This window comes from Nakamurella aerolata, from assembly GCF_013002705.1.
GTDB lineage: Bacteria > Actinomycetota > Actinomycetes > Mycobacteriales > Nakamurellaceae > Nakamurella > Nakamurella aerolata.
This window is the reverse complement of the sequence record NZ_JABEND010000001.1, coordinates 128,106-151,896: the sequence shown is the minus strand read 5'-3', so window position 1 is coordinate 151,896 and position 23,791 is coordinate 128,106. Positions and strand designations below refer to the sequence as shown.

21 protein-coding genes are annotated in these 23,791 nt (G+C 71.3%); 6 read left to right on the top strand and 15 right to left on the bottom strand.

Going from position 1 to position 23,791, the window contains the following annotated elements:
- Positions 1-12 precede the first annotated feature (12 nt).
- The gene (locus HKD39_RS00685; protein WP_171197926.1) at positions 13-1,416 is read right to left on the bottom strand and encodes a gamma-glutamyltransferase; all 1,404 of its coding nucleotides are present in this window, start codon (positions 1,414-1,416) and stop codon (positions 13-15) included.
- 148 nt (positions 1,417-1,564) lie between these two features.
- On the opposite strand from HKD39_RS00685, the gene HKD39_RS00680 reads away from it, so the two are divergent.
- Both HKD39_RS00680 and HKD39_RS00675 read left to right on the top strand, forming a co-directional pair.
- The gene (locus tag HKD39_RS00680; RefSeq protein ID WP_171197925.1) at positions 1,565-2,194 is read left to right on the top strand and encodes an isochorismatase family protein; all 630 of its coding nucleotides are present in this window, start codon (positions 1,565-1,567) and stop codon (positions 2,192-2,194) included.
- A gap of 33 nt (positions 2,195-2,227) precedes the next feature.
- Positions 2,228-3,175, top strand: a complete 948-nt coding sequence (locus HKD39_RS00675; RefSeq protein ID WP_171197924.1) for a GlxA family transcriptional regulator — start codon at positions 2,228-2,230, stop codon at positions 3,173-3,175.
- Between the two features lie 123 nt (positions 3,176-3,298).
- Here HKD39_RS00675 and HKD39_RS00670 read toward each other — a convergent pair whose 3' ends face one another.
- Positions 3,299-4,612, bottom strand: coding sequence for a DNA glycosylase AlkZ-like family protein (locus HKD39_RS00670; protein WP_171197923.1), 1,314 nt, complete (start codon positions 4,610-4,612; stop codon positions 3,299-3,301).
- Positions 4,613-4,752: 140 nt separating this feature from the next.
- Between HKD39_RS00670 and HKD39_RS00665 the strand changes: the two genes are divergently transcribed.
- Positions 4,753-5,577, top strand: a complete 825-nt coding sequence (locus tag HKD39_RS00665; protein WP_171197922.1) for a DeoR/GlpR family DNA-binding transcription regulator — start codon at positions 4,753-4,755, stop codon at positions 5,575-5,577.
- A 52-nt stretch (positions 5,578-5,629) separates the two neighbouring features.
- Here the strand turns inward: HKD39_RS00665 and dapB are convergent, their stop codons facing one another.
- The 6 genes from dapB to ribF form a co-directional block, all read right to left on the bottom strand.
- On the bottom strand, positions 5,630-6,391 hold the full coding sequence (gene dapB, locus HKD39_RS00660) for a 4-hydroxy-tetrahydrodipicolinate reductase (RefSeq protein WP_281361725.1): 762 nt from the start codon (positions 6,389-6,391) through the stop codon (positions 5,630-5,632).
- A gap of 116 nt (positions 6,392-6,507) precedes the next feature.
- On the bottom strand, positions 6,508-8,016 hold the full coding sequence (locus HKD39_RS00655; RefSeq protein ID WP_343074509.1) for a M16 family metallopeptidase: 1,509 nt from the start codon (positions 8,014-8,016) through the stop codon (positions 6,508-6,510).
- Between the two features lie 4 nt (positions 8,017-8,020).
- Positions 8,021-10,354 carry a polyribonucleotide nucleotidyltransferase gene (locus tag HKD39_RS00650; RefSeq protein WP_171197920.1) on the bottom strand — a complete coding sequence of 778 codons (2,334 nt, stop codon included), beginning with the start codon at positions 10,352-10,354 and terminating at the stop codon, positions 8,021-8,023.
- A 299-nt stretch (positions 10,355-10,653) separates the two neighbouring features.
- On the bottom strand, positions 10,654-10,923 hold the full coding sequence (gene rpsO / locus HKD39_RS00645; protein ID WP_171197919.1) for a 30S ribosomal protein S15: 270 nt from the start codon (positions 10,921-10,923) through the stop codon (positions 10,654-10,656).
- 251 nt (positions 10,924-11,174) lie between these two features.
- A complete protein-coding gene (locus HKD39_RS00640) occupies positions 11,175-12,428 on the bottom strand; it encodes a metal-dependent hydrolase family protein (protein ID WP_171197918.1) in 1,254 nt (417 codons plus the stop codon).
- Complete coding sequence (ribF, locus tag HKD39_RS00635; protein WP_171198366.1) at positions 12,425-13,627, bottom strand: riboflavin kinase; 1,203 nt, start codon at positions 13,625-13,627, stop codon at positions 12,425-12,427. Before ribF ends, HKD39_RS00640 begins: the two co-directional genes overlap by 4 nt.
- Before the next feature lie 190 nt (positions 13,628-13,817).
- On the opposite strand from ribF, the gene HKD39_RS00630 reads away from it, so the two are divergent.
- Complete coding sequence (locus HKD39_RS00630) at positions 13,818-14,240, top strand: PIN domain-containing protein (RefSeq protein ID WP_212753891.1); 423 nt, start codon at positions 13,818-13,820, stop codon at positions 14,238-14,240.
- A gap of 104 nt (positions 14,241-14,344) precedes the next feature.
- Here HKD39_RS00630 and HKD39_RS00625 read toward each other — a convergent pair whose 3' ends face one another.
- Together HKD39_RS00625 and HKD39_RS00620 are read right to left on the bottom strand one after the other, a co-directional pair.
- The gene (locus HKD39_RS00625; protein WP_281361707.1) at positions 14,345-15,874 is read right to left on the bottom strand and encodes an MFS transporter; all 1,530 of its coding nucleotides are present in this window, start codon (positions 15,872-15,874) and stop codon (positions 14,345-14,347) included.
- The gene (locus tag HKD39_RS00620; protein WP_212753738.1) at positions 15,840-16,721 is read right to left on the bottom strand and encodes an alpha/beta fold hydrolase; all 882 of its coding nucleotides are present in this window, start codon (positions 16,719-16,721) and stop codon (positions 15,840-15,842) included. The genes HKD39_RS00625 and HKD39_RS00620 overlap by 35 nt, the downstream gene beginning before the upstream one ends.
- A 226-nt stretch (positions 16,722-16,947) precedes the next feature.
- On the opposite strand from HKD39_RS00620, the gene HKD39_RS00615 reads away from it, so the two are divergent.
- Positions 16,948-17,898 carry a LysR family transcriptional regulator gene (locus tag HKD39_RS00615; protein WP_212753737.1) on the top strand — a complete coding sequence of 317 codons (951 nt, stop codon included), beginning with the start codon at positions 16,948-16,950 and terminating at the stop codon, positions 17,896-17,898.
- A 61-nt stretch (positions 17,899-17,959) separates the two neighbouring features.
- Complete coding sequence (locus HKD39_RS00610) at positions 17,960-18,907, top strand: NADP-dependent oxidoreductase (protein ID WP_171197916.1); 948 nt, start codon at positions 17,960-17,962, stop codon at positions 18,905-18,907.
- Positions 18,908-18,929: 22 nt separating this feature from the next.
- Here the strand turns inward: HKD39_RS00610 and truB are convergent, their stop codons facing one another.
- The 5 genes from truB to HKD39_RS00585 all read right to left on the bottom strand — a co-directional run bounded on the left by truB (position 18,930) and on the right by HKD39_RS00585 (position 23,770).
- Positions 18,930-19,961, bottom strand: a complete 1,032-nt coding sequence (gene truB / locus HKD39_RS00605) for a tRNA pseudouridine(55) synthase TruB (RefSeq protein WP_171197915.1) — start codon at positions 19,959-19,961, stop codon at positions 18,930-18,932.
- Positions 19,954-21,480 carry an MFS transporter gene (locus HKD39_RS00600; protein ID WP_171197914.1) on the bottom strand — a complete coding sequence of 509 codons (1,527 nt, stop codon included), beginning with the start codon at positions 21,478-21,480 and terminating at the stop codon, positions 19,954-19,956. Before HKD39_RS00600 ends, truB begins: the two co-directional genes overlap by 8 nt.
- Positions 21,481-21,500: 20 nt before the next feature.
- Positions 21,501-22,742 carry a DHH family phosphoesterase gene (locus HKD39_RS00595; RefSeq protein WP_171197913.1) on the bottom strand — a complete coding sequence of 414 codons (1,242 nt, stop codon included), beginning with the start codon at positions 22,740-22,742 and terminating at the stop codon, positions 21,501-21,503.
- Positions 22,739-23,284: a 30S ribosome-binding factor RbfA gene (rbfA, locus tag HKD39_RS00590; protein ID WP_171197912.1), complete on the bottom strand. Its 546-nt coding sequence runs from the start codon at positions 23,282-23,284 to the stop codon at positions 22,739-22,741. The genes HKD39_RS00595 and rbfA overlap by 4 nt, the downstream gene beginning before the upstream one ends.
- Positions 23,285-23,461: 177 nt before the next feature.
- Complete coding sequence (locus HKD39_RS00585; protein ID WP_171197911.1) at positions 23,462-23,770, bottom strand: DUF503 domain-containing protein; 309 nt, start codon at positions 23,768-23,770, stop codon at positions 23,462-23,464.
- Between the last annotated feature and the right edge of the window lie 21 nt (positions 23,771-23,791).

The following is a 23,791-nucleotide window of genomic DNA, read 5'->3' as shown; positions in this document are numbered from 1 at the left end:
GGCACCGCACACCTACAGCGTGATGGTGACACCGCCGCGCCGCGGATCGGCTGCCGGTCCGCCGGCGCCGATCCCGGCCACGCCGCCGAAGTAGGGCCGCCGCTCCGGCCACTGCCGCACCGCAAACCCCGCCTCCCGCAACGCCATCGGTACCGCGGGGGCGAACCCCGGTTCCAGCTGCGCCACACCGGGGCTGGCGGTCAGCCGCGGAGCGGCGATCGCGTCCGACAGCGCTGCCCCGTCCAGCAGACTCCGCACCAGCACCTGAATCAGCGCGGGACGGATGCGCGACCCACCGGCCGCGCCGAGCGCCGCCACCAGCTCGTCCGGCCGACCGCCGCCGACGGGACGGGTGACGATGGTCGGGGTCATCATCGAGCCCATTCGCTGCCCAGGCGCCAACTCTCCGCGGATCAGCTCACCCTCGCCGAGCATCGAGTTTGCGTGCACCCCCTGCACCCAGACCCCGCTGCCGAGGCCGAGCGAATGGGTTGCCGCGCAGGCATTTCCGTCGGCGTCGACGGCGGCCACCGAGGTGGTTTCCGAGCGCAGGGGCGGTGCCGCGAAGGCCTCGGCCAGAGCCACCGCCCTGGCGGCATCACCCGCCGTCAACGTGGCAGGATCCAGCCGGCGCAGCGTGTCGAGCATGCCGTCCAGGTCGTTGCCGCGAGCCTGCACCGTTGTCCCCGCGAACGCGACCCTTCCCAGCGGCAGTTCCCGGACCCGGTATGCGGCAAGGTCTTCGGTCGACAACGCGCCGCCGTCGGCGCGAACCGCGTCGACCAATCGCCGGCCCCACGGCCCCTGCAGCAGGGCAGCTGGGCCGCACTCCCCCAGCTGTTCCAACGTCTCGGCCAGGCCGGGATGATGCAGTAGATCGCCGGCGGCCAGCAGCGCGCCGGTGGGCCGGGAGTAGGCGGCTACGCCGTCACCCAGCAGCATCGCCGGCGCAATGTCGGACAGCAAAGCCGCGTGTTCGGCGGGAAAGACAGCACCAGACTCGGCCAGCGCCACCGCGGGAGCCGCCAATCGGGACAGCGGCAGCCTGCCGAAGCGCCGGTTCAACTCGGCCACCCCGCTCGGATTGCCCGGCACCGCCACGGTCGCCCCGCCAACCTCGTACGGCACCGCAACGCCGCCGAAACTCACCGCAATGGCGCGGCCGGCGCCCGGCCGGCTGCCGTCCAAACCCGGTACCGCGACAAAGAAGTCGAGGCAATGCACCCGGGCGGTGGCCGCCTCGAACACCACGGCGAACCCGCCGCCGCCCAGCCCGGAGAAGATAGTCTCCGCCACGCACCCGGCCAGGATCATCGCCGCAACCGCGTCGGCCGCGGTGCCGCCGTCGGACAGCACTCCGGCCCCGGCAGCGGCCGTCGCCGGATGGCCGGCCGCCACCGAAACCGGAAGTGTCACCGGAACAGCCTAGGGCTACCCGAACACCGGCTCGCCGGACGCCGGCTCCTCGACTGCGCGCGACGCGTCAGCTGCGGTGTCTTGATCGTTCCGGTGCCAGTCCGGTGTTGACCTGGCCGTGACACCGGCGGAGCGGCACCGTGAGGGCATGTCAACTCCGCCCAGCCCCAGCCCCAGCGCCGTCGCCGGCGACACCGCCCTGATCGTGATCGACATCCAGGAGTCGTTCCGCCGGCAACCGTCCTGGCAACAGATCTCGCGCCCGGACATCGTGGCGCGGACCAACCGGTTGATCGTCAATGCACGGGCATTGGGTGATCGAGTGGTGTGGGTGTTGCACAGCGAGCCGGGTAGCGGCGGGCCGTTCGATCCGGCTGGTGGTCTGGTCGCCCTGCAGCCGGGACTGCAACCGGAGGCCGGCGATCTGAGCGTCACCAAGACCAGCCATAACGCCTTTACCACCACCAATCTCGGGCAACAGCTCACCGCGGCCGGGGTCACCAAGCTCCGGCTGGCCGGGATTCGCACCGAGCAGTGTGTGGAGACCACAGCCAGGCTCGCGTCCGATCTGGGCTACCGGGTCGAGGTGGTGCTGGACGCCACCGCCACTCATCCACTTCCCCGACACGACGGCACCGGCATCATCGGAGCGGACGAGGTGGTGGCGCGCACCGCCGCCGCGCTGGCCGGGCGGTTCGCCACCATCACCAGCATCGAGGCGGTGCTGGGCACCACCGATCGGCCGGGTTTCGACCGCTCGGTCGCCGCCGCCGGATAGTCACCGCGCCGTCACCGTGACACCCTTGGCCTGATGAGCAAGTCCGCCCCGCGTTGTGTCGTGATCGTGCTGCCGAGCCAGGTGCAGCTGATGGATGTCGCCGGTCCGGCGCAGGTCTTCGTCAGCGCTGCCGAGGCCGGTGGCCGCTACTCGGTGTGCTACGTCGCGGACCCGGGCCCGGAGCCGGAGCCGACCGGCGGGGTGCCAGCCGGCGGCGTGCCGGCCCACCAGGGCCTCATGCTGTCCGCGGGCACGAAGTGGCCGGACTTGCGGCCGGGCGATCTGCTGCTGGTGCCTGGATGGCAGACCAGTGCGACCGGAGCCGGGCTGACAGCGGCTGCGCTGCAACGCATTTCGGAGCACTGGCAGTCCGGCGGACACGTTGCCAGCGTGTGTGCCGGCGCGCTCGCCCTCGCCGACGCCGGGGTGCTGTCCGGCCAGCGGGCGACAACGCATCACGATGTGATCGATCAGTTGGCGAGGTTCCCCGAGACAACGGTGCTGCGCGATGTGCTGTACACCTGCAGCGACCGGCTGCACACCTCCGCGGGTGTGGCCAGCGGCATCGACCTTGCGCTGCATCTGGTTGCGCACGACCACGGACCGGCGTTGGCGGCCCGGGTGGCGCGCACCCTGGTGGTACCGGCTTGGCGGCCGGGCGCGGCCCCGCAGGTCTCGGTGCTGTTGAGGCATCGGGATCATCTGAGCGACCTGACCCACCGAGCCCAGGACATTCTCGACGACCCGAGTCGGCCGGCGGAATCCTTGGACCGGCTCGCCGCGCGGCTGGGCGTCAGCGGCCGCACCCTGGCCCGGCACTTCACCAGGGCCACCGGCCTCACCCCGGCCGGTTATGCCGCCGCGGTCCGCAGGGAACACGCGGCGCAGCTGCAGTCGCAGGGCTGGACCCAGCAGGCAGCGGCGGCGGCCGTCGGCTATGCCGACGCCCGATCCCTGCGGCAGCGCAGCGCCCAGCGGTGAGCTCACCGCGCCGGGAACCGATCGGGCCTTCGGGGGTACCGACAATCCGAGCGCTGTCCGAGCGCTGTCCGAGCGTTGTCCGACCGGCGCGCGGGTCGGGCAGCGGCTACCGGTGGTTGCTGATCACCGGGCGGCCGAGGAGTTCGCGCTCCGTCCGGAGGCGGACAACGAGGGCCCGGCCACCGCGGCACTGCCGAGCGCGGCCCGAAGCTGCGCGTGCAGATCTCCCCGAGGTTGCACGGTGACCCGCTCCAGCCCGAGCCAGCCGGCCATCTCGCGCAGCCGCTCGACCGCGGCTCGCAGGGTTGACGCCTCGTCGGCGCCCGGCTCCAGCCACGCGGACTGCACCAGCAGCTGCCCGGCTGCCCGGTCGGCCTTCAGGTCGAGCCGAGCCGCCAGCGCCTCGCCGACCAGCAGCATGAACACGTAATAGCCGTGCACCCGCTTGTGCGCCGGTGTGTAGATCTCGATGCGGTAGCGCACCCCGAACATCCGCTCGGTGCGTGGGCGGTGCCAGATCACCGGGTCGAACGGGCACAATAGCGCGCTGGCGTCGACCCGCCGGGGCAGCGGCGCACCGACGTCCAGCCAGGCCGGCTCCCGCCAACCCGCCACCTCCACCGCAATCGCGTCGCCGGCGTCGACCAGATCGAGCAGCGAGCGTTTGGTGTCGGCGATGCTCAGCCGGTAGTAGTCGGCGATGTCGCCCGTTGTGCCGATGCCGTGATGCCGCAACGCCAACCGGGTGAGCTGACGCTTCGCGTCCGCCTCCGCCGGAGTTGGCCGGGACAGCACGCTCGCCGGAACCACCGCAGCGTAGTCGGCGTACTGCCGCTCGAAAGCTCGCCGGCCCGCCACCGCGATCTGGCCGGTCGCGAACAGGTACTCACTGGCCCGCTTGGTGGCCGACCACTCCCACCAGCCCGGCCGCCCCTTGCCCGGTGCCTCCAACAGTTTCTCGACGGCGCCGGCGCCGATCGGGCCGTTCTCGACGATGGTGTCCAGGACCGCCTCGACCAGCCCGGGATGCTGGCTGCGCAGCGCTTCGGCGCGCCGCCAGCGCTCCTGCAGCTTCTGCTGCCGCCAGCGCAACAAAGGTTCGATCTCGATGGGAATCAACGACGCCACGTGCGCCCAGCTCTCCAGCAGCAACCGCCGGCCGGCGGCGCCGCGGCCGAGACCGGGCCAGGCAGCCTGGTCGAGCAGTTCCGTCGGATAGCTGCCCAGCCGCGCGAACGCCGGCAGGTAGTGCGCCCGCGCCAGCACGTTGACCGAGTCGATCTGCAGCAACCCGATGCGATCGAGCAGCCGCTTGAGATGACCACGGTTGACCGGCGCCGGCCCGGGGCGGGCGCGCTGCAACCCTTGCGCGGCCAGGGCGGTACGGCGAGCCTGGGCCGCGGTCAGCCGGCGCGCCGAGGCGGGTACGGAAGGCACCACTGCATGGTGCCACCCGCCCCCGACACTGGCGCTGACCGCGCTGATCTACGCTCGGCTTGATGCCGGCCGGACGCCGGTGCGGTGGTCGCGGCATCGTTCGAGGTCGGACAGGCCGGACAGGGAGGTCAGCAGCACCGATGGGACCGCACGAACGCTGGACCGCGTTGCTGGACATTCTGGGCCGGGACGGCCGGTTGGATGTGGCCGACGCCGCCGCCGAACTCTCGGTGTCGGCGGCGACCATCCGGCGCGATCTTGACCATCTGTCCGGACGTCAACTGCTGACCAGAACCAGGGGCGGTGCGGCCCCGGCCAGCATCGCCTACGACCTGCCGCTGCGATACAAGAGCGGCCGGAACGCCGCGGCCAAGGCCCGAATCGGTTCCGCCGCAGCCGATCTGATCCCGGTCGGTTCGGTGCTGGCGATCAACGGCGGCACCACAACGTCGGAGGTGGCCAGGGCGTTGGTGACGGCCGCCAACGGCTCCAGCAACGGGTCGGCGCCACCGGAAGATCCCAGCGACGACGGCGCTCCCGGCGGGCTGGCCTACACCGTGGTGACCAACGCGCTGAACATCGCCAACGACTTGGCGGTCCGGCGCACCATCAAGCTGGTGGTGACCGGCGGGGTGGCCCGCCCCAATTCGTACGAGCTGATCGGCCCGCTGGCCGAACCCGGTCTGGCCAAGCTGCACCTTGACTTCGTGGTGCTCGGCGTCGACGGGGTGGACACCCGCATCGGCGCCACCGCCGACCACGAGGGTGAGGCCGCCGTCACCACCGCGATGGTGGCGCAGGCGTCGACGGTGCTGGTGGTGGCCGACTCCAGCAAGCTGGGACGACGCTCGTTCGCCCGCATCTGCCCGGTGGACGACATCGACATTCTGGTGACGGACACCGACGCTCCCGCCGAGCGGGTCGCCGAGTTCGCCGACGCCGGGGTGCGGGTCATTCAGGTCTGACGGGCCAGGAGTGAGCCCCTGGTCCGGCGTCGCTGTGACCGCCCGGCTCCGGTCACTCGGTGGCGGCTGCGGCGGGTAGACCCAACAACGGTTCAAGGCCGATGGTCAGGCCAGGGTGGCGGGGCGCCTGGCGTGCAGCCAACAGCACCCCCGGCATGAACGACGCCCGGTCGGTGGAGTCGTGCCGGATGGTCAGCAGTTCGCCGGGATTACCGAGCAGAACCTCTTGGTGCGCAACGAGTCCGGGCAACCGGACCGAATGCACGTGTACGCCGTCGACAGTGGCGCCGCGGGCGCCGTCCTGGTCGTGGGTGGTGGCGTCCGGCATGGCCGCCGAGCCGGCCTTCGAACGCTCCCCGGCAATGCGGGCGGCGGTGGCCGCTGCCGTCCCGGACGGCGCGTCTGCCTTGCCGGCGTGGTGCAGTTCGATCACCTCGACAGCGTCGAAGAAGCGCGCGGCCTCTGCGGCGAACCGCATCGCCAGTACCGCGCCGACGGCGAAGTTCGGGGCCACCACCACCCCCACCTCCGGATGGCCGGCCAGCAGCCTGCGCAGTTCCCGCTGCCGCTCGGCATCGATGCCGGAAGTGCCGATGACGCAATGGATTCCGTGCTCGATCGCAAAGTCGGCATTCGCCATCACGGCATCGGGCCGGGTCAGGTCGACCAGCACCTGCGCGTTGCTCTCGACGAGCCGGTCGATCGGATCGTCAGCGCCGAGCCTGGCGACGACCTCGACGCCGGCGGCCCGGGAAAGATAGTCGCTGGCAAGCGTTCCCATCCGTCCGTAGGCGCCGGTGATCGCGACTCGCAGCGGCTGGTCGGCCGCTGCCGGGTCAGTCCCAGTCGAGTCGGTCCCGGTCGGTTCGGTCCCAGTCGGTTCGGGCACGGTCGGGTCATTCGCGGTCGGTTCGTTCGCGGTCGGTTCGGTCACGGCCGGCTCCCGGCGCCGCGGTGGTGCGCCGCCGACCGCGCCGAGCCGCCCGCCCCGGTGTGTCCGGATCGCGCGGTGGCGGAGCCGTCCGGCCCGTCCGACGCTCTGGCCCCGGCCAGCGCCCGCACCCCGGCGGGCAGTGACCGCTGCGAGGAGTACGGGCCGACAACGGCGACACTGAGCGGCTGCGCCAGCAACGCCGCCGCCAGCTCGTTGACCTGTTCCGCCCGCACTCCCCTGATGCCGGCCAGCTCGTCGTCGACGGTCTGGAACTTCTTGCGTACCATGATGTTCCGCCCGATCCGGCTCATCCGCGATTCGGTGTCCTCCAGTCCGAGCACCAGCGATCCGGTGAGCTGCCCGATGGCGCGCTGCACCTCGTCGTCGCTGACCCCGCCGGTGGCCAGCTCGGCCAGCTCGGAGTGGATCAGCCGGGACACCTGGTCCAGATTCCCCGGCTGGCAGCCGGCGTAGACGCTGAACGCGCCGGCGTCGGCGTAGCTGTGCGACCCGGCGTAGCAGCTGTAGGCCAGCCCGTACTGTTCCCGGACCCGCTGGAACAGCCGCGAGCTCATCCCGCCGCCGAGCGCGGTGGTCAGCACGGCGAGCGCGTAGCGCCGCGGGTCGTCCCGCGGTAGCGCCGGGGCGCCGACCATCAGGTGCGCCTGTTCGGAGTCCCGCTCCACCACTCGCAGAGCCCGCTGCGGCAGCACCAGACCGGTGCGACCGCGCGGCGGTTGCGGGCCTGCGGATCCGTGCAGCCGGCCGGCGAAGGCATGCTTCACCCAGCGCACCACGTCGGCGTGGTCGATGTCGCCGGCGACGGCGACGACCATCTTGTCCGGGGTGTACCTGCGGTGGTAGTACCCGGCGATCTGGTTGCGGCGCAACGCTTCGATGCTCCGGACGTTGCCGATCACCGGCGCAGCCACCGGGTGCGGGGCGTACACCGACTCGGCGAACACGTCCGCAAGGGTGTCCTCAGGGTCGTCGTCGCGCATGGCGATCTCTTCCAGGATCACCTGGCGCTCCACCTCGACGTCGGAGCCGGCAACGGTGGCATCCAGCACCACATCGCTCACCACGTCGATGGCGAGCTCGGCGTGCTCGGCCAGCACATGCGTGTAGTAGCAGGTGTATTCGTGCGAGGTGAAGGCGTTGAACTCGCCGCCGATGGCGTCCATCTCGGCGGCGATCTCGGCGCCGCTGCGGTGGCTGGTGCCCTTGAACAGCAAGTGTTCCAAGAAGTGTGAGGTGCCGGCCAACTGCGGCCGCTCGTCGACCGAACCCACCCCCACCCAGATGCCGACGGCCACCGACCGCACGCCAGGCACCTGTTCGGTGACGATGCGCAGCCCGCCGTCGGTGACCGACAGGGTGATCGGGCAGCCGGCTGCGCCGCGGGTGGACCCGGCGCGGCCGGATCGGGAACCGGCCGAAACGCCCGGGTCCTGGCGCGCGAAGCTGCGCTCCAGGACCCGGGTACTCCGAGTGCGTACCGTCACCCGGTCAGCTTTCGCTGCCGGCCGTGCTTGCCGCCGCGGCAGCGGTCGGCTCGTCGGCGGAACCGTTGCCGGCATCGTCGTTACCGGCACCGTCTTTGGCAGCACCGTCTTTGGCGGCACCGTCCTTGCCGGAGTCGTCACCGGCGGCGACCGGAACCAGCGAGATCTTGCCGCGGGCGTCGATCTCGGCGATCTCCACCTGCAGCTTGTCGCCGACGTTCACCACGTCCTCGACCTTGCCGATGCGCTTGCCGCCGCCGAGCTTGCTGATGTGCACAAGACCGTCCTTGCCGGGCAGCAGCGAGACGAACGCGCCGAACGCGGTGGTCTTCACCACGGTGCCGAGGAACCGTTCGCCCACCTTCGGCAGCTGCGGGTTGGCGATCGCGTTCACCTTGTCGATCGCGGCGTTGACGGCGGCCGCGTCCGAGCCGGAGACGTAGATGGTGCCGTCGTCCTCGATGGACAGGTCGGCGCCGGTCTCGTCGGTGATCGAGTTGATCATCTTGCCCTTGGGCCCGATCACCTCGCCGATCTTGTCCACCGGAACCTTGATGGTGGTGATGCGCGGGGCGAACTCGCTCATCTCGTCCGGGGCGTCGATGGCCTCGTTCATCACGTCGAGGATGGTCAGCCGGGCGTCGTGGGCCTGCTGCAGCGCGGCTCCCAGCACCTCGGACGGGATGCCGTCGAGCTTGGTGTCCAACTGCAGCGCGGTGACGAAGTCCTTGGTGCCGGCCACCTTGAAGTCCATGTCGCCGAAGGCATCTTCGGCGCCGAGGATGTCGGTGAGCGCGACGTATTGGGTCTTGCCGGACTCGTCGTCGGCGGAGACCAGGCCCATGGCGATGCCGGCCACCGGTGCCTTCAGCGGCACCCCGGCGTTGAGCAGGCTCATGGTGGAGGCGCAGACGCTGCCCATCGAGGTGGAACCGTTGGAGCCCAACGCTTCCGACACCTGACGGATGGCGTACGGGAACTCCTCGCGGGACGGCAGCACCGGAACCAGGGCGCGCTCGGCGAGCGCCCCGTGGCCGATCTCCCGCCGCTTGGGCGAGCCCACCCGGCCGGTCTCGCCGGTCGAGTACGGCGGGAAGTTGTAGTTGTGCATGTAGCGCTTGCGGGTCTCCGGCGACAGCGTGTCCAGCTGCTGCTCCATCCGCAGCATGTTCAGCGTGGTGACGCCGAGGATCTGCGTCTCGCCGCGCTCGAACAGGGCGCTGCCGTGCACCCGCGGCAGGTACTCGACCTCCGCGGACAGCGGCCGGATGTCGGCCAGCCCGCGGCCGTCGATGCGCACCTTGTCGCGGATGATGCGCTCGCGCACCACCTTTTTGGTGACCGCCTTCAGGGCGCCGCCGATCTCGCCGACCCGGTCGGCGAACCGCTCGCTGAGCGCCGCCAGCACCTCGTCGGAGATCTCAACGGTGCGCAGCTCGCGCTCGGCCTTGTCGGCGATGCGCATGGCGTCGGCCAGCTTGTCGGTGGCGATCTCGGCGACCGCCTCGTAGACGTCGTCGGTGTAAGCCGGGAAGGTCTTGAACTCGCGGGTCTCCTTGCTGACCTGCTCCGCGAGCTCGTCCTGGGCCTGGCACAGCTGACGCAGGAACGGCTTTGCGGCCTCCATGCCCTGGGCGACGATCTCTTCGGTGGGGGCGGTGGCGCCGCCGGCAACCAGCTCGACGGTGCGCTCGGTGGCCTCGGCCTCCACCATCATGATCGCGACGTCGGCGTCTGGGCCTTCACCGACGACGCGGCCGGCGATCACCATGTCGAAGACGGCGTCTTCCAGCTGGCTGTGGGTCGGGAACGCCACCCACTGCGCCGGCTCCTGGCCCTGGGCGATGAGGGCCATCCGGGTGCCGGCGATCGGGCCGGAGAACGGCAGCCCGGCGATCTGGGTGGAGGCGCTGGCGGCGTTGATGGCCAGCACGTCGTACAGCACGTCGGGGTTCAGCGCCAGCACGGTGATGACGACCTGCACCTCGTTGCGCAGACCGTCGGCGAACGACGGGCGCAGCGGGCGGTCGATGAGCCGGCAGGTGAGGATGGCGTCCTCGCTGGGCCGGCCCTCGCGGCGGAAGAACGAGCCGGGGATGCGGCCGGCGGCGTACATCCGCTCCTCGACATCGACGGTGAGCGGGAAGAAGTCGAAGTGCTCCTTCGGGTGTTTGCTGGCGCTGGTCGCCGAGAGCACGACGGTGTCGTCGTCGAGGTAGGCCATGACGCTGCCGGCGGCCTGCTGGGCCAACCGGCCGGCTTCGAAGCGGATGGTGCGAGTGCCGAAGCGCCCGTTGTCCAGGACAGCGGTGGCGCTGGAGGCGGTGGGGTCGGACATGTTTCTCCTTCGGGAGCAGCGCCGACGTGCTCGGCCGCTGCATTGTTGTCCCGTCCTACGCCCCGCCAGGCGAATCAGCTGCTCCGGTGCTGCCGGCCTTCGATCGAAGCCGCCGGAGCCGATGAGTGCCGGATCCTGGCGGCCACTACCGAAAACCGGCCGTCAAGGTGCAGCCGGATGCGCGAGCGCGAGGTGTTGAACGTGGTGCCTTGTACTTGTTCAGTTGTGGTGGTAGCGGTGGTGCTGCCGAACGCGACTCGCCGGGAGGTCCTGGGTGGACGCTCCCGGCGAGTGGGGGTTCAGCGGCGCAGGCCGAGCCGCTCGATCAACGAGCGGTAGCGAGCGATGTCGATCTCCTGCAAGTGGCGCAGCAACCGGCGGCGACGGCCGACCAGGGCCATCAGGCCGCGGCGCGAGTGGTGATCGTGCTTGTGGGTCTTCAGGTGTTCGGTGAGGTCGGAGATCCGCTTGCTCAGCAGAGCCACCTGGGCCTCGGCGGAACCGGTGTCGCCCTCGTGCAGGCCGTACTCGGTAAGAATCGTCTTCTTCTGGTCGGCGGTCAACGCCACAGTGCTGCTCCTTGCAGTCGTACCGTGTGAGTAGTCCCGCTGCTGTGCGTCTGCTGCGTACACCTTGATGAGGTGTCGCCAGCTGCGTTCACCTGCATTCAGCGCATGCCGACAGGCATGACCAGCGGGTTCGACAGTGATGTCTGGTGCGACCGCCACGGACCGCAGTCGCACGAGTGTCCACTTTACCAGCGCAGCTGAGCCTCACCGACCGCGTCACCGCGGCGGCCGCCGAGCCACCGCCCGGTCGGTCACTGCGCGACCGGCCGGCCCGCCCGGTAGACGGCCAACGGTGGCGACCACAGCACCTCGGCGGTCTGGAACGGGTTGCCGTCGAACACCACAAGGTCGGCCCTGGCGCCGGGCCGGATGCGCCCGAGATCGTCGCGGTTCAGCAGCCGGGCGTTGACACCGGTGGCCGAGCGCAGCGTCGCGGCCACGCCGGTGACGTCGGACTGCAACCGCAGCCCCGCGGATTGCTCGCTGTCCAGCGGACCCATCAGATCGGTACCGAATCCGACCCGAACCCCTTGCGCCGCAGCCAGTTCGATCGCGGTCCGGCCATGGTCGAGGACTTCGGCGTTCTTGGCCAGGGCGGCCACCGTCATGCCGAAGTCGGTGCCGCGGCGGGCCATGGCGTCGTAGGTGACCAGGGTCGGCACCAGGAACGCGCCGGTCTGCGCCATCCGCTCGGCGGTGGCGGCGTCCAGCAGGTTGCCGTGCTCGATCGACCGAACGCCGGCGTCGAGGCAGGCCGCGATCGCCGCGGGCGAGTAGGCGTGCGCCGCCACATAACTGCCGCGTCGCTGCGCCTCGGCGACCACGGCAGCGATCTCGTCCGGTGAGTACTGCGGGATCCGCAGCGGATCGGTCGGTGAGATGACCCCGCCGGACGCCATGATCTTGATGGCATGCGCGCCCCGGCGGAAGCGCTCGCGGACGGCGCGCCGCAGCGCGTCGACGCCGTCGACCACCTCACCCATCACGCCGGAACCGCCGGCGCCGCAGCAATCCGCTGCGGCCGGCGCCGGATCGCCCGGCCCGGCCACCAGCGCCGGGCGGGCGTCGCCGTGGCCGCCGGTCTGGCTGAGCGCCGGACCGGTGTACAGGTACTCAGGGCCGTCGATGAGCCCGTCGGTGACGGCCTTCGCCAACCACGGGTCGCCGCCGGCCACGTCCCGGACGGTGGTGAAGCCGCGCCGCAGCGCCGCGCTCAACCGGCGGGCCGCCTGCAAGGCCAGGTATCCAGGGGCGGTGGCGTCGATCTGCTGGCCGGACAGGCTGACGCCGTAGGCATGGAAGTGGGCGTCGATCAGGCCGGGGGCGATCAGCTTGCCGGTGACGTCGATGGTCTGGTCGGCGGTGGGCAGACCGTCGCCGAGGCCGGCGATGGCGCCGTCGACAACATGCACCGACGTCTGCACCGGCTGCTCGGACTCGCCGTCGAACACCAACCCGCCGCTGAGGGTGAACCGGGCCTGCGTTGGCAGGACGGACGGGGTCATGACGGGCTTGGTCCGGACTGGCTTGGGCCGGACGGCGTGCCGCTACTCCGGCCGGCTGGTTCGCCGCCGGCGGCCCGCTCCCCCGGCTCGGGTGCCCGGTCCGTCGATGGTTTCACGACCGATGCCGGCACTCCGAGAATCTGTCTGGTGCGGTCGACATCCTTGCCGATCTGGTCGATCAGGGCCTCGACGGAGTCGAAGGCGATCTGATCGCGCAGCTTCGCCACGAACTCCAGCGCCACCCGCCGTCCGTAGTAGTTGGCCGACTCGTCGAGCACGAATGCTTCGACGGTGCGGGCGGTGCCGGAGAACGTCGGGTTGCTGCCCACCGAGATGGCCGTGGGATAACGCTTGCTGCCCAGCACGAACCAACCGGCATACACGCCGTCGCCAGGGATCGCCGCATGTTCGGCGGTGTGCAGGTTCGCGGTCGGATAGCCCAGCGAAGCACCGCCGCGGCCCTCGCCGTGCACCACCACACCTTCCAGCCGGTGCGGCCGGCCGAGGGCGGCAGCGGCCGCGGTGACGTCGCCGGCGTCGACGTTGGCCCGCACGTAGGTGCTGGTGATCGGCAGCTCAGGCGGTTCGGTCGGGTGCTCGGCGCGGGGTGCGGCCGGGTGTTCGGCGCGGGGTGCGGACCGCTGCTCTGCCTGCGGTTCGGTCGCGACGGCGCCGTCCGGCGCGCCGGGTGTGCTGACGGCATCGTTGTCCGCTGCCGGTTCCTGCTCCACGACCAGACCTATTCCTTCCGCGGTGAATCCGAACCGGGACCCCAAGCGCCGCAACAACTCCAGGTTGCCGGCGCCCTTGTGCCCGAACCGGAAGTTCTCGCCGACCAGCACCGCGGCCATGTGCAGCCGGTCCACCAGCAGGTCGTGCACAAAGGTTTCCGGCGGGGTCTGCTGCATGGCCGGGCTGAACGGCAGCACGAAGAACACATCGACGCCGAGTTCGTCGGCCAACTCGGCCCGCCGCCGCAGGGTGGTGAGCTGCGCGGGATGCGAGCCGGGGCGCACCACCTCGCTCGGGTGCGGGTCGAAGGTCATCAAGACCACCGGAAGCTGTAGCTCCTTGCCGCGCGCCACCGCGGCCCTGACCAACGCCTGGTGCCCGCGATGCATCCCGTCGAAGACCCCGATGGTGAGCACACAGCGGCCCCAGCCCGGGGGTATCTGGTCGAATCCGCGCCAGCGCTGCACCGGCAACCCTTCCCGTCGACGTCCCTCAGCCACCCGACCAGTCTGCACCGCGCGTCGTTCCGCTCGGAGCCGGGCCTGCTGCTGCCGATTCGCCGCGACCTGATAGCGCGAGGGGCACGGCGCGGGTGACCGTGCGAGGCTGGTGCAGCGGGCGGCGTCGGACCGGCCCCAGCGATCGAAGGAGACCGTGGTGAGCGAGCAATCACCCACGCCGGACGGCGAATCGGGTGCCGGCAGCCACGACTCGGCGCTGGTGGTGGACGCGGCGAACGTCATCGGCTCCCGCGCGGACGGCTGGTGGCGGGACCGGGCCGGCGCGGCCGGACGCCTCAACCAGCGGCTGGCCGCGGCGTCGTTGCCCTACGGCACGGTCGTCGTGGTCTATGAGGGCGCGGCCAAACGCGGTGTCGATGCGGACCCCGATGGCCGCCCGGTGGTGGTGCACGCGCCCGCCTCCGGCGACGACGAGATAGTCCGGCAGGCCGAAACCCTCACCGCGGCAGGGCATCCGACCACGGTAGTGACCGCCGACCGCGGGTTGATCGCCCGGGTGCGTGCCGTCGGCGCCACCGTGCTGTCGCCCGGCCGGTTGCTCGGCCAGCTGCCCTCCTGACCGGACCGCACCCCGGTGCCGAGGTCAAATGACCGAAAGTGGCTTCTCGCCGCCGATCCCCAGCGGCGCCGCGCGGGAGCGGCGGAACGAGAAGCCACTTTCGGTCAGTTCAACTGATCGACAGGGCGCTCCGGCGCGGCCACGACGGGGCGCGGTTCCGCAGCGGGCAGCGCCGGTCGGAGCAACTGCCAGATGCAGCCGGCGCCCCCAAGACACAGCAGCGCAACCACACCCAGCGCGAGTTGCCAGCCGGCGGCGTAACCGGCAACTCCGGCCGCCCCCGCGGCGGGACGCCCAGCCAGCAGGTCGGCGGCGGCCGAGCGGCCCACCCGTGCGGTCGTGACCGTACCGACGATGGCCGTCACCACCACGGCCACCGACTCGGTGCCGAGGCGGACCGTATTGAACACCCCGGCCGCCATCCCGGCCCGGTCCGCTGGGACGGTGGCCAGCGCCGCGCCGTCGAGCACGGTCAGCGACAGGCCGAACCCGGCGCCGATCACCGCCATCGGTGCGGCCGTCCTTCCCAGCGGCCGCCCCGGTCCGATGAGCGCCAGCCAGCCGCAGCCGACCGCCACCACCAGCATGGACAGCGTCAGCAACCGGCGCAGCGGGATCCGATGCGCCAATCGGCCGATCAGCAGCGGCACCAGCAGGGTCGGCCCGGTGAGCGCCAGCAACATGGCGCCGGTGGCCAGCGCCCCCGCGTGGTGAGCCACCGACAGGAACACCCCGAGGGTGAACACCAGCGAGACGAAGCCGAAGGCGCCCAACGTGACCGTCAGGCACACGGCGCGGAATTGTCGTACCCGCAACAGGTTCAGCTCGACCAAGGGGTGCGCAGCCGTGCGCTCCACCCGGGTGAAGACCAGCACTGCGGCAACTGCCAGCGCCAGCATCGTCAACGGGAACCAGTGCAGCCAACCAAGATCGGGCCCGAGCGACACCCCGATCATGAACGCTGTCAGCGCGGTGGTGAGCACCAGCGCGCCGACCATGTCGAAACGGCCGGCGGCCGCAGGGCTCTCCCGCGGCAGCACCCGACGCAGCAGCACCAGCGGCGGCACCGCAACCAGGGCGTACAGCACGTACAGCCACCGCCAGCCACCGACCGCAGCGATCGCCAGCCCGGACAGCATCGGGCCGAACGCGAGCCCGAGACCGATGGTGGTGCCGAACACCGCGAAAACGGTGCTCCGCTGCCGCCCCGAGTAGGTGTTCGACAGCAGCGCGGAGCCGGCGGTGGTGATGGCAGCGGCACCGATACCACAGACGGCGCGCCCGGCGATGACGACGGCGATCGCCGGCGCGGTGGCGATCAGCGCGTTGCCGGCCACGAAGACCAGTAGGCCGACCGCGAGCACCCTCCGGCGGCCGAACCGGTCGGCCAGCGCTCCGGCCACCGCCATCACCGCGGCGATCGCCAACATGAAGGCGTTGATCACCCAGTTGCTGGCGCTGGCGGGTGCCCGCAGCTCCGCTGCCATGCCGGGAATCGAGACGCTGGCGCCGGGGGCCCGACGGGCACCAGCAGCACGGTGACGCAGAGCAGAATGGCTGGGCCCCAACCGATGCGGGCATCCACTTTCGTTGCTGTCGTCATCTGGTGTGGCTCCAGAACGTCTCGATGGCATGGGCGAACTCGGTCGGGTTCTCGGCCGGCGCACCATGCCCGGCGTCCAAACCGGCCTGCGTGCTCCCGGCGATGCCCTCGACCAACGCGCGCTGACTCGCGCAGTCGATCAGCCGGTCGTGTCTTGAGGTCAGCACCAAGGTGGGGGCGGTGATGGCAACCAGTCGATCGGTCAGGTCCACCCGCTGGTCCAGCTCGATCTGCCGGATGGTGGCCCGCGGCCGGAACTGCTCGGCCAGCAGTGGGACGATTTCGTCAACGGTGCTCACGGTGGCCGCCGACCAGAAGACCGGCCCGAACGCCAGCAACGGCAGGTAGCGAAGGAACAGCTGCGTCTGATGCTGGATGTCGTTGCGTAACAGGCGGATCCACCAGTCGAACTCGGCCAACTGCCGCGGGTCGGTGCGGACCCAGCCGGCGTGCAGCACCAGGCTGCGCACTCGGTTCGGTGCGGTCGCCGCGAGTTCGGCGGCCACCGCGGCACCGAGCGAATGCCCGACCAGGTCGAAGGTCGCCAAGCCGGCATGGTCGGCGGCGTCCAGTGCCTGTGCGGCCAGGCCGGCCAGGGTGAGCGGTGGCTCGCCCCGGCCGGGTGCAGCGTCGGCTCGATCGGGTTCAGCACCGGTGAAGTCGGGTGCGACGACGGTGTGGGACGGCGACCAGCGGGGCAGCAGCGGCTCCCACATCCCCGCGTTGGCGCCGGTGCCGTGCAGCAGCACAAGGCCAGGCCCGGTACCTGCCCGCAGGTAGCTGGTCCCGGCACCGGTGTGCTGTCTGCCCATGGCGTCCGGCAAATCGGTAGCCGGCTCTGGGGAGCCGGCCGTTGGACGGTTGTTATCGGTGTTCACGGCTTTCACGGTGCCGCCGGGCCGGCCGTCGAACCAGCGTCATATCGTGCAGGCAGCGTTCACGTTTGCTGAACGGATTCCGGTTGGACCCGGGCCGTCGCAGCCGGTCCGTCGCCGGCCCGGCGCGACAGGCATGGTGGGCCGGGCGGCGCGACGGCACGGCGGGGCCGCGCGGCTGGTTGCGCGGTCGATATGAATGCGATGGATATGAATGCGATGGATATGAATGCGATGGATCGGAGGTGCGGTGGAACTGCGCCAGCTGCGGTACTTCCTGCAGGTGGCAGACCAGCTGCACTTCGGCCGCGCCGCCGAGCGGCTGCGGGTGGCGCCGTCGGCGGTCAGCCAGCAGGTGTCACGGCTGGAACGTGAACTCGGTGTGCCACTGCTGGATCGCTCACACCGCACGGTCCGGCTGACCGACGCCGGTGAACGGTTCCGGCCGTTGGCGCAGCAGGTGCTGGACGCGGAGACCACCGCGGTGGCCGAGATGCGGGCGCTCTCAGGCCGGCAGGAACGGCTGGTCCGGCTCGGGACCAGCGCCGGACTCGGCGCCCGGGTCAGCGAGTTGGTGCACAGCTGTCAGCGCGCCGATCCGCCGATCACCTTGCAGCTCAACTACTCCGACGTGAGCACTCGGCTGCACCAGGTGCGGTCCGGCACGTTGGACGCAGCGGTGGTGCGCGGTGACAGCCGCGCCACCGACGAGTTCGATTTCACCCACGTCTGGACCGACGAGCTGCTGGTGGCGCTGCCTTCCGCACACCCCCTCGCCGGCCGGCGGCGGATCCCGTTCGGCGAACTTGCCGGCCTGCCGCTGCGGATCGCGCCGGCGCACCACAACCCCGACCTGTACCAGGCGGTGCAGCAAGCGGCAGCGGTCTCCGGCTTCGAACCGGTGATCGCCGGCGAGTTCGGCGCGGCCCTGCACGAAGCGTTCGCGGAACTGGCCATCGGGCCGCCGAGTTGGACGGTCTTTTACGCCTCGCACGCAGACACGCTGGCCATTCCCGGCGTCGCCTTCCGGCCGGTCGAGGTCGGCAAAAAGGCTCGCCCGTTGAGCCTGGCAACGTTCGTCGTGACGGACGGCAACCGGCGGCTGTCCGGTGTGCTCGCCGACTTTCTGCAGCGCTGCCGGGAGCTCGGCCGCCGCGCCGAGCCACGCCATGCTGATTGACCGGCTATGGGGTGATCGCCGTTACTGCGCCGGCCGCCGCCGCGGCTCTAGGCTCACCGGGATGCAGATCAAACGCGGGGTGGCACAGGGTTTTTCCGGGCTGGACGACTTTGCCTTCGTCGAGAGTGAACTCGCCGAACCGGGCCGGGGCGAGGTGACGATCACCATCACCGCGGCCGGCGTCAAGCCCTCCGATCTCAAGCACACCCTGCGCGGCGATCCGGCGAAGCTGCCGACGCCCATCGGCTACGAGGTGGCCGGCCGGCTCTCCGCCGTCGGTCCGGACACCACCATCGCCTCCGGCGGCGGCGCGATCGGAGACCGGGTGGTGGCGTTCCGGGTGTACGGCGGGTACGCCACCGCGGTCACGGAGCCGGCCGCCGATGTCTTCGCAGCACCCGACGGCATGCCGGACGAGCAGGCGGCCAATTTGTTGCTGGCCGGTACCACCGCCGCCGACATGCTGCATCGCGTTCATGCGGGCACCCTCGGCGGCGAGGTGATCGTGGTGCACGGCGCTTCCGGTGCGGTCGGCGCGGCCGTGCTGCAGCTGGCCCGGCTGCGCGGCATCACCGTGATCGGCACCTGTGGGCAGCACGGGGACGAGCTGGTGCGCTCCTTCGGCGGGATTCCTGTGCGCTACGGAAACGGTGTGCTGGAACGGATCAGGGCGGTCGCACCCGGGCCGGTAGCAGCGGTACTGGATCTGGCCGGCACCGACGAGGCCGTCGACGCCGCGCTGCAGCTGGTGACCGATCGCAGCCGGATCGTCACCGCGGCGGCGCCGGCCAGGGCCGCCGCGGACGGCTTCGTCGCGGTTGCCGGCACCAGCCCGGACAGTGCCGGCTACCGCGACAGCGTCCGCTCCGAGATCATCAAGCTGGCGAGCAGCGGCGACCTCGTGGTGCCGATGGCCGGCAGCTACCCGCTGGCCGAGGCCGTCACCGCGCTGCGCAGGGTCAGCGCCGGCCACGCCGGCGGAAAGATCGCACTGCTCACCGGTCAGTGACCCACCGCCGCTCCCGGCCCGGTCACCCTGCGGCGCGGAACACCACCACCGGCGCAGCGCGATCACCGTCGTCACGCACCAGGGCGACGAGATCGCCTGCGGCATCAAGGATTGCCACCGGCCCGGCCGTCCCGGTCGCCGCGATCGATTGGCCGTACGACAGCGCGCGCACCTCGGCGTCGGTGCCGATGCGGACGGTGAACGCCAGCGCGGCGGCCTGGCCCGCGGGGATCACCGCGCCGGCCACCTCGGCCCGCAGCGCCTCCGGGATCGGGCGCCGTACCGGTTTGCCGCCAGGTTCCGGTCGCGGGGCCGGGCCTTCGGGACCGAAGACGTCGACGGCACCGGCAACGTCGAACAGCCCCACCCGGGTGCGGCGCAGCGCGGTCAGGTGCGCACCGGTGCCCAGCGCAACCCCGAGATCCCTTGCCAGCGCCCGGATGTACGTCCCGCTGCTGCACTCGACCTCGACGTCCAGATCGACGACGGCGGTGCCGCCGGCCGCGTCGCTGTCCGAGCAGCCACCCACCGTGCAGCGGCGGGGCGGTGCCAGCACCGCAAAGCGGCTCACGGTGACCGGGCGGGCGGCCAACTCCACCTGCTCCCCCGCCCTGGCGCGCTGGTAGGCGCGCACCCCGTCCACCTTGATTGCCGACACCGTGCTCGGCACCTGCAGGATGTCGCCGGTCAGCGCGGCGATCGGCTCGGCCCAGGCGCCGTCGACGAGATCCGCCGCGCCACGCCGATCGGTGACCGTCCCCTCGGCGTCATCGGTGTCGGTGGCGATACCCAGCCGAATGGTTGCGGCATAGGCCTTGTCGGTGAGCGCCAGCTGCCCGATCAGCCTGGTGCTCGGCCCGATGCCGAGTACCAGCACGCCGGTGGCCATCGGGTCGAGTGTGCCGGCGTGGCCGACCTTCCTGGTGCGCAGCACGGCGCGCACCCGCCCGACCACGTCGTGCGAGGTGACGCCGGACGGCTTGTCCACCAACAGCACACCATTCGGTGGGCCGGTGGCAGCGGTGGCCGGCCGCCCGTCGCTCGGATCAGTCATCGTGTGCACCCCGCTCCGGCTTGGTCACCTGCTGCTGCGCGGTTTCGACCCGGTTCGCCAACTCCCACTCGCGTTGCAGGATGGCCTCGTCGACGAGCTCCCAGCGCTGCCGAGAGATGTTGACCGGCACCGGTTCTCCGCGCGCGGCGGCCAACAGTACCTCGGCCCTGGTACGCAGCCACCAGGTCAACATCCGCCATAGTCCGAAGGCGGTGAGCAGGGCGATCGCGGCGAACGCCGCCCGGAACGCCGTGCTGGAGTGGGTGGGGGCCGACCCGTCGATCGCGTCGAGAATCACGCCGACCGCGAAGGTGCCGATCACCGCACCGCAGAAACCGCCGACGTTGACCATTCCGGTGGCGGTGGAGATGCGGTGCCGTGGGTTGTAGTCGCGGGCCAGCTGGAACGCCACCGACGACGCCGGGCCACCCACCGCGAACACCACCACTGCCCCGATCACCACCGGCAGCGGCGGCCGGGTACCCGGCCACAGCACCAACGCCAGCCAGCCGAGCAGCCCGGCCAGCGCCACCAGCACCGCCAACGGCGTCCGGATCTCCGGTCGGGCGGCGACCATCCGGCCGATGGTGACATTGGCGACCAGACCGACCAACACCAACAGCATCATCAACAGCGATGCCGACGACGGCGACAGCCCGATCACCTGCCGCAGGTACGGAAATCCCCAGAGCACGGCGAAGACCGTCGGGCCCGCCATGGTGGTGAAGTGCACCCAGAAACCCAACCGGCCACCGGGCATCCGCCATGCGGCTCGTACCTGGGTCACCACCTTGCTGCCGGACGCCGGTGAGCTGGACGCCGCGCCCGCCACCTCGCGGAACGGCGCTACCGTCGCCTTCCGCACCAGCAGCAGCGCATAGCCGATCGATATGCCGCCGGCCACCGCCAACGTGGTGGTCCACCCGAACTGGTGCAGCAGGCCGGTCAACGGGATGGTGGCGATCAAGTTCCCCGCGGTGCCGAGCAGGCCGGTGTACGAGGCGATGATCGGGTAGCGCCGTGCCGGGAACCAGCCGACGGCCAGCCGGAGCACCGAGATGTAGGTCATGGCATCGCCCATGCCGAGCAAACCGCGGGCCAGCAGCGCCAGCGGATAGCTGGTCACCACCGAGAACAACAGCTCGGCGATGCCCATGGTCAGCGTCGCGGCGAGCAGCATCCGGCGCGGACCCCAGCGATCCACCAGCAGCCCGGTCGGCACCTGCATCGCCGCGTAGACGCCGAGTTGCAGCATCACGAACGTGGACAGTTGCCCCGCCGAGAGCTGCAGCCGCTCGGTGGCGAGCGGCCCCGCGACGCCCAACGAGGAGCGATGGAAAACTGCCAGCACGTACACACCGGCGCCGACGCCCCAGATCAGCCAGGCGCGCCTGGATGCCGAGCCGGACCGGGCGGCAGCACTCGGCCCGGCGGTGCCCGCGGGAGCTGCCGCGGGAGCGGCGGCGTCGGGTGGCGTCGGGTTCGGGCCGGCGGGAGACGGTCGGTTCGGCTCCGGCATGGCTGTGACTCGCCAGCGGGTCAGTCCGCGGCGGCCGGCTCTACCGAGTCGGCCGGCCGCTGCGTCGGAGGCTGCGCCGCCGTCCGACCCGATTCGGAGCCCCCGGCCGCGGCGCCGGCAGCACCTGCGGGCTCGGCGCCGGCAGCACCTGCGGGCTCGGCGCCGGCAGCACCGGCGGCATCAGCACCGGCGGCACCGGCGGCACCGGTAGCACCGGCGGCCCCGGCGCCGGCGGCATCGGCGTTCGGCCGGTTCCTGCGCAGCTGCGCAACCAACGTCGACAACGCCGCCTCCGGCTCACCGGTCCAACTGAATCCGGCGGCCCTGGCGTGTCCGCCGCCGCCCAGTGCGACGGCGACGCTGCCCACCTCGGACTCGCCGCGGGAGCGCAGCGAGACGTCCCAGCTGCCCGGTCCGGTCTCGGTGAGCACCGCGACGGTGTCGGCGTCGGCGCTGCCGGTCAGAATGCCGATCACCGAGTAGCACTCCTCGCGGGGCAGCTCGCCGCGATCGGCCAGGGTGATGGCGGTGGACAGCAGGCCGCCGGGAATCACCTCGGGGTCGAGCGCGGCGCGCCCCAATGCGTTGCCCAGCAACGTCAACCAGCCCCAGCGGTGGCTGGCGTAGATCGGCCGCATCACCTGTTCCGGGTCGACGCCACCGTCCATCAGGTCGGCGGCCATCCGGTGGGCGTCGGCATCGCCGTAGCGGAAGTTGCCGGTGTCGGTGGCCAGCCCGGCGTACAGCGCCTTCGCGATCTGCGGGTCCAGCGGCACCTGCAGCAGCGGCAGCAGCCGGTGCACCAGCACCGCCGTCGCCGGTGCCTGCGGCAGCACCCAGCGCAGATCACCGAACCCGGTGTTGGAGCGGTGATGATCGATCACCACCACCGGGACGTCACCGTCGAACAGCTCGGCCCAGCGGCCCAACCGATCCGGCGACGCCGCGTCCAGCGTGACGATCAGATCCCAGTCCGCCGGGGCGGCGGGGTCGGCAGGGCCCGGGTGCAGCAGTTCCTGGCCGGGCAGCCCACGCAGCGCGTCCGGGACCTCGCCCGGTTGGTCGAAGGCCACCACCGGCTGCGCACCGTGGTGCCGCAACGCCAGCGCGAGCGCCAACGCCGATCCCAACGCATCGGCGTCAGGATTGTTGTGCGCCAACAACACTGGACGCCGGGCCGCGTGCAGCAGCTGCACGATCCGCGGATCCGGCTGCTCCCCCTGGTCCGCCGAATCGAGCATCGACGGCGACATGGACGTCATCGGCGCGCTGCCCCCGACTCCGATGCTTCGGCATCCGATGGTCCGGCATCGGGCGCCTCGGCGTCGGGCGTCTCGGCATCCGGCGCCGCGTCGGGTGCGGCGTCGTCAGTGTCGGCAGCGTCCTCGCGCGGCGGCTTGTAGGGGTCCGCCTCGCCGGCGTAGTCGGCGGCGGCGGCCTGCCTGGCGATCTCGGCGTCGGAGGCCTTGGCGGCCGCCAGCAGATCTTCGATGTGCGCGCTGGTCTGCGGCACGGTGTCGGCCTTGAACGCCAGGGTCGGCGTGAACTTGATGCCGGTCTGCTTGCCGACCGCGCTGCGCAGCACCCCGGTCGCCGATGCCAGCGCCGCCGCGGTGGCGGCCTGCTCCTCGTCGTCGCCGTAGACGGTGTAGAAGACCGTGGCGTCGCGAAGGTCGGGGGTCAGGGTGGCTCCGGTGACGGTCAGCATCGCCAGCCGCGGGTCTTTCACCTGGTGTTCGAGCTCGGTCGCCACGATGGCGGCGATGCGTTTGGCCAGTCTGCGGGCCCGGGCCGAATCGGCCACGACCATCACCTTCTTCTGTTCCGCTTCAGTTCACTTCTCTGCACTGCTGTTCACTGCTCTTGAACTGCTCTGCACTGCTGTTCACTGCTAATTACTTCGGACAACTCACGTCAAGCAATGCTCGCTGCTGCCGCGCTCCCCCGCTCAGCAGAGTTGTCGGTCTGCCGAGCAGAGCTGTCAGTCGTCCTCGGGGCCGAGGGTGCGGCGCCGGGCGGACAGCAGCTCCAGCTCCACCTCACCAGCCACCTGGCGTTCGCAGGTGTCCAACACCGCCTGCACCTGACCCGGGTCGGAGGCAACGGTGGCGACCGCGATCAGCGCGCGCCGGTGCAGATCCTGGTGATCGGTCTCGGCGGCGGCGACCTGCAGCCGCCGCAGCCGGGCCAGCACCGGTCGCAGCATCGCCCGCTTGTGCTTCAGCGAGTCGACGGGTGCCCCGGCGCCGACGATCACGTCGAACTCCAGCACCCCGGTGTACGTCGCCATGCTCCTTCGATCCCCTCTCAC

What these genes read in the sequence shown, in the direction of transcription:
- HKD39_RS00680 (WP_171197925.1), top strand. Translation starts at nt 1,565, where the DNA reads ATGTCAACTCCGCCCAGCCCCAGCCCCAGCGCCGTCGCCGGCGACACC.
- HKD39_RS00675 (WP_171197924.1), top strand. Translation starts at nt 2,228, where the DNA reads ATGAGCAAGTCCGCCCCGCGTTGTGTCGTGATCGTGCTGCCGAGCCAG.
- HKD39_RS00665 (WP_171197922.1), top strand. Translation starts at nt 4,753, where the DNA reads ATGGGACCGCACGAACGCTGGACCGCGTTGCTGGACATTCTGGGCCGG.
- HKD39_RS00650 (WP_171197920.1), bottom strand. Translation starts at nt 10,354, where the DNA reads ATGTCCGACCCCACCGCCTCCAGCGCCACCGCTGTCCTGGACAACGGG.
- HKD39_RS00640 (WP_171197918.1), bottom strand. Translation starts at nt 12,428, where the DNA reads ATGACCCCGTCCGTCCTGCCAACGCAGGCCCGGTTCACCCTCAGCGGC.
- HKD39_RS00625 (WP_281361707.1), bottom strand. Translation starts at nt 15,874, where the DNA reads ATGCCATCGAGACGTTCTGGAGCCACACCAGATGACGACAGCAACGAA.
- HKD39_RS00615 (WP_212753737.1), top strand. Translation starts at nt 16,948, where the DNA reads ATGCGATGGATCGGAGGTGCGGTGGAACTGCGCCAGCTGCGGTACTTC.
- HKD39_RS00610 (WP_171197916.1), top strand. Translation starts at nt 17,960, where the DNA reads ATGCAGATCAAACGCGGGGTGGCACAGGGTTTTTCCGGGCTGGACGAC.
- truB (WP_171197915.1), bottom strand. Translation starts at nt 19,961, where the DNA reads ATGACTGATCCGAGCGACGGGCGGCCGGCCACCGCTGCCACCGGCCCA.
- HKD39_RS00600 (WP_171197914.1), bottom strand. Translation starts at nt 21,480, where the DNA reads ATGCCGGAGCCGAACCGACCGTCTCCCGCCGGCCCGAACCCGACGCCA.
- HKD39_RS00595 (WP_171197913.1), bottom strand. Translation starts at nt 22,742, where the DNA reads ATGACGTCCATGTCGCCGTCGATGCTCGATTCGGCGGACCAGGGGGAG.
- HKD39_RS00585 (WP_171197911.1), bottom strand. Translation starts at nt 23,770, where the DNA reads ATGGCGACGTACACCGGGGTGCTGGAGTTCGACGTGATCGTCGGCGCC.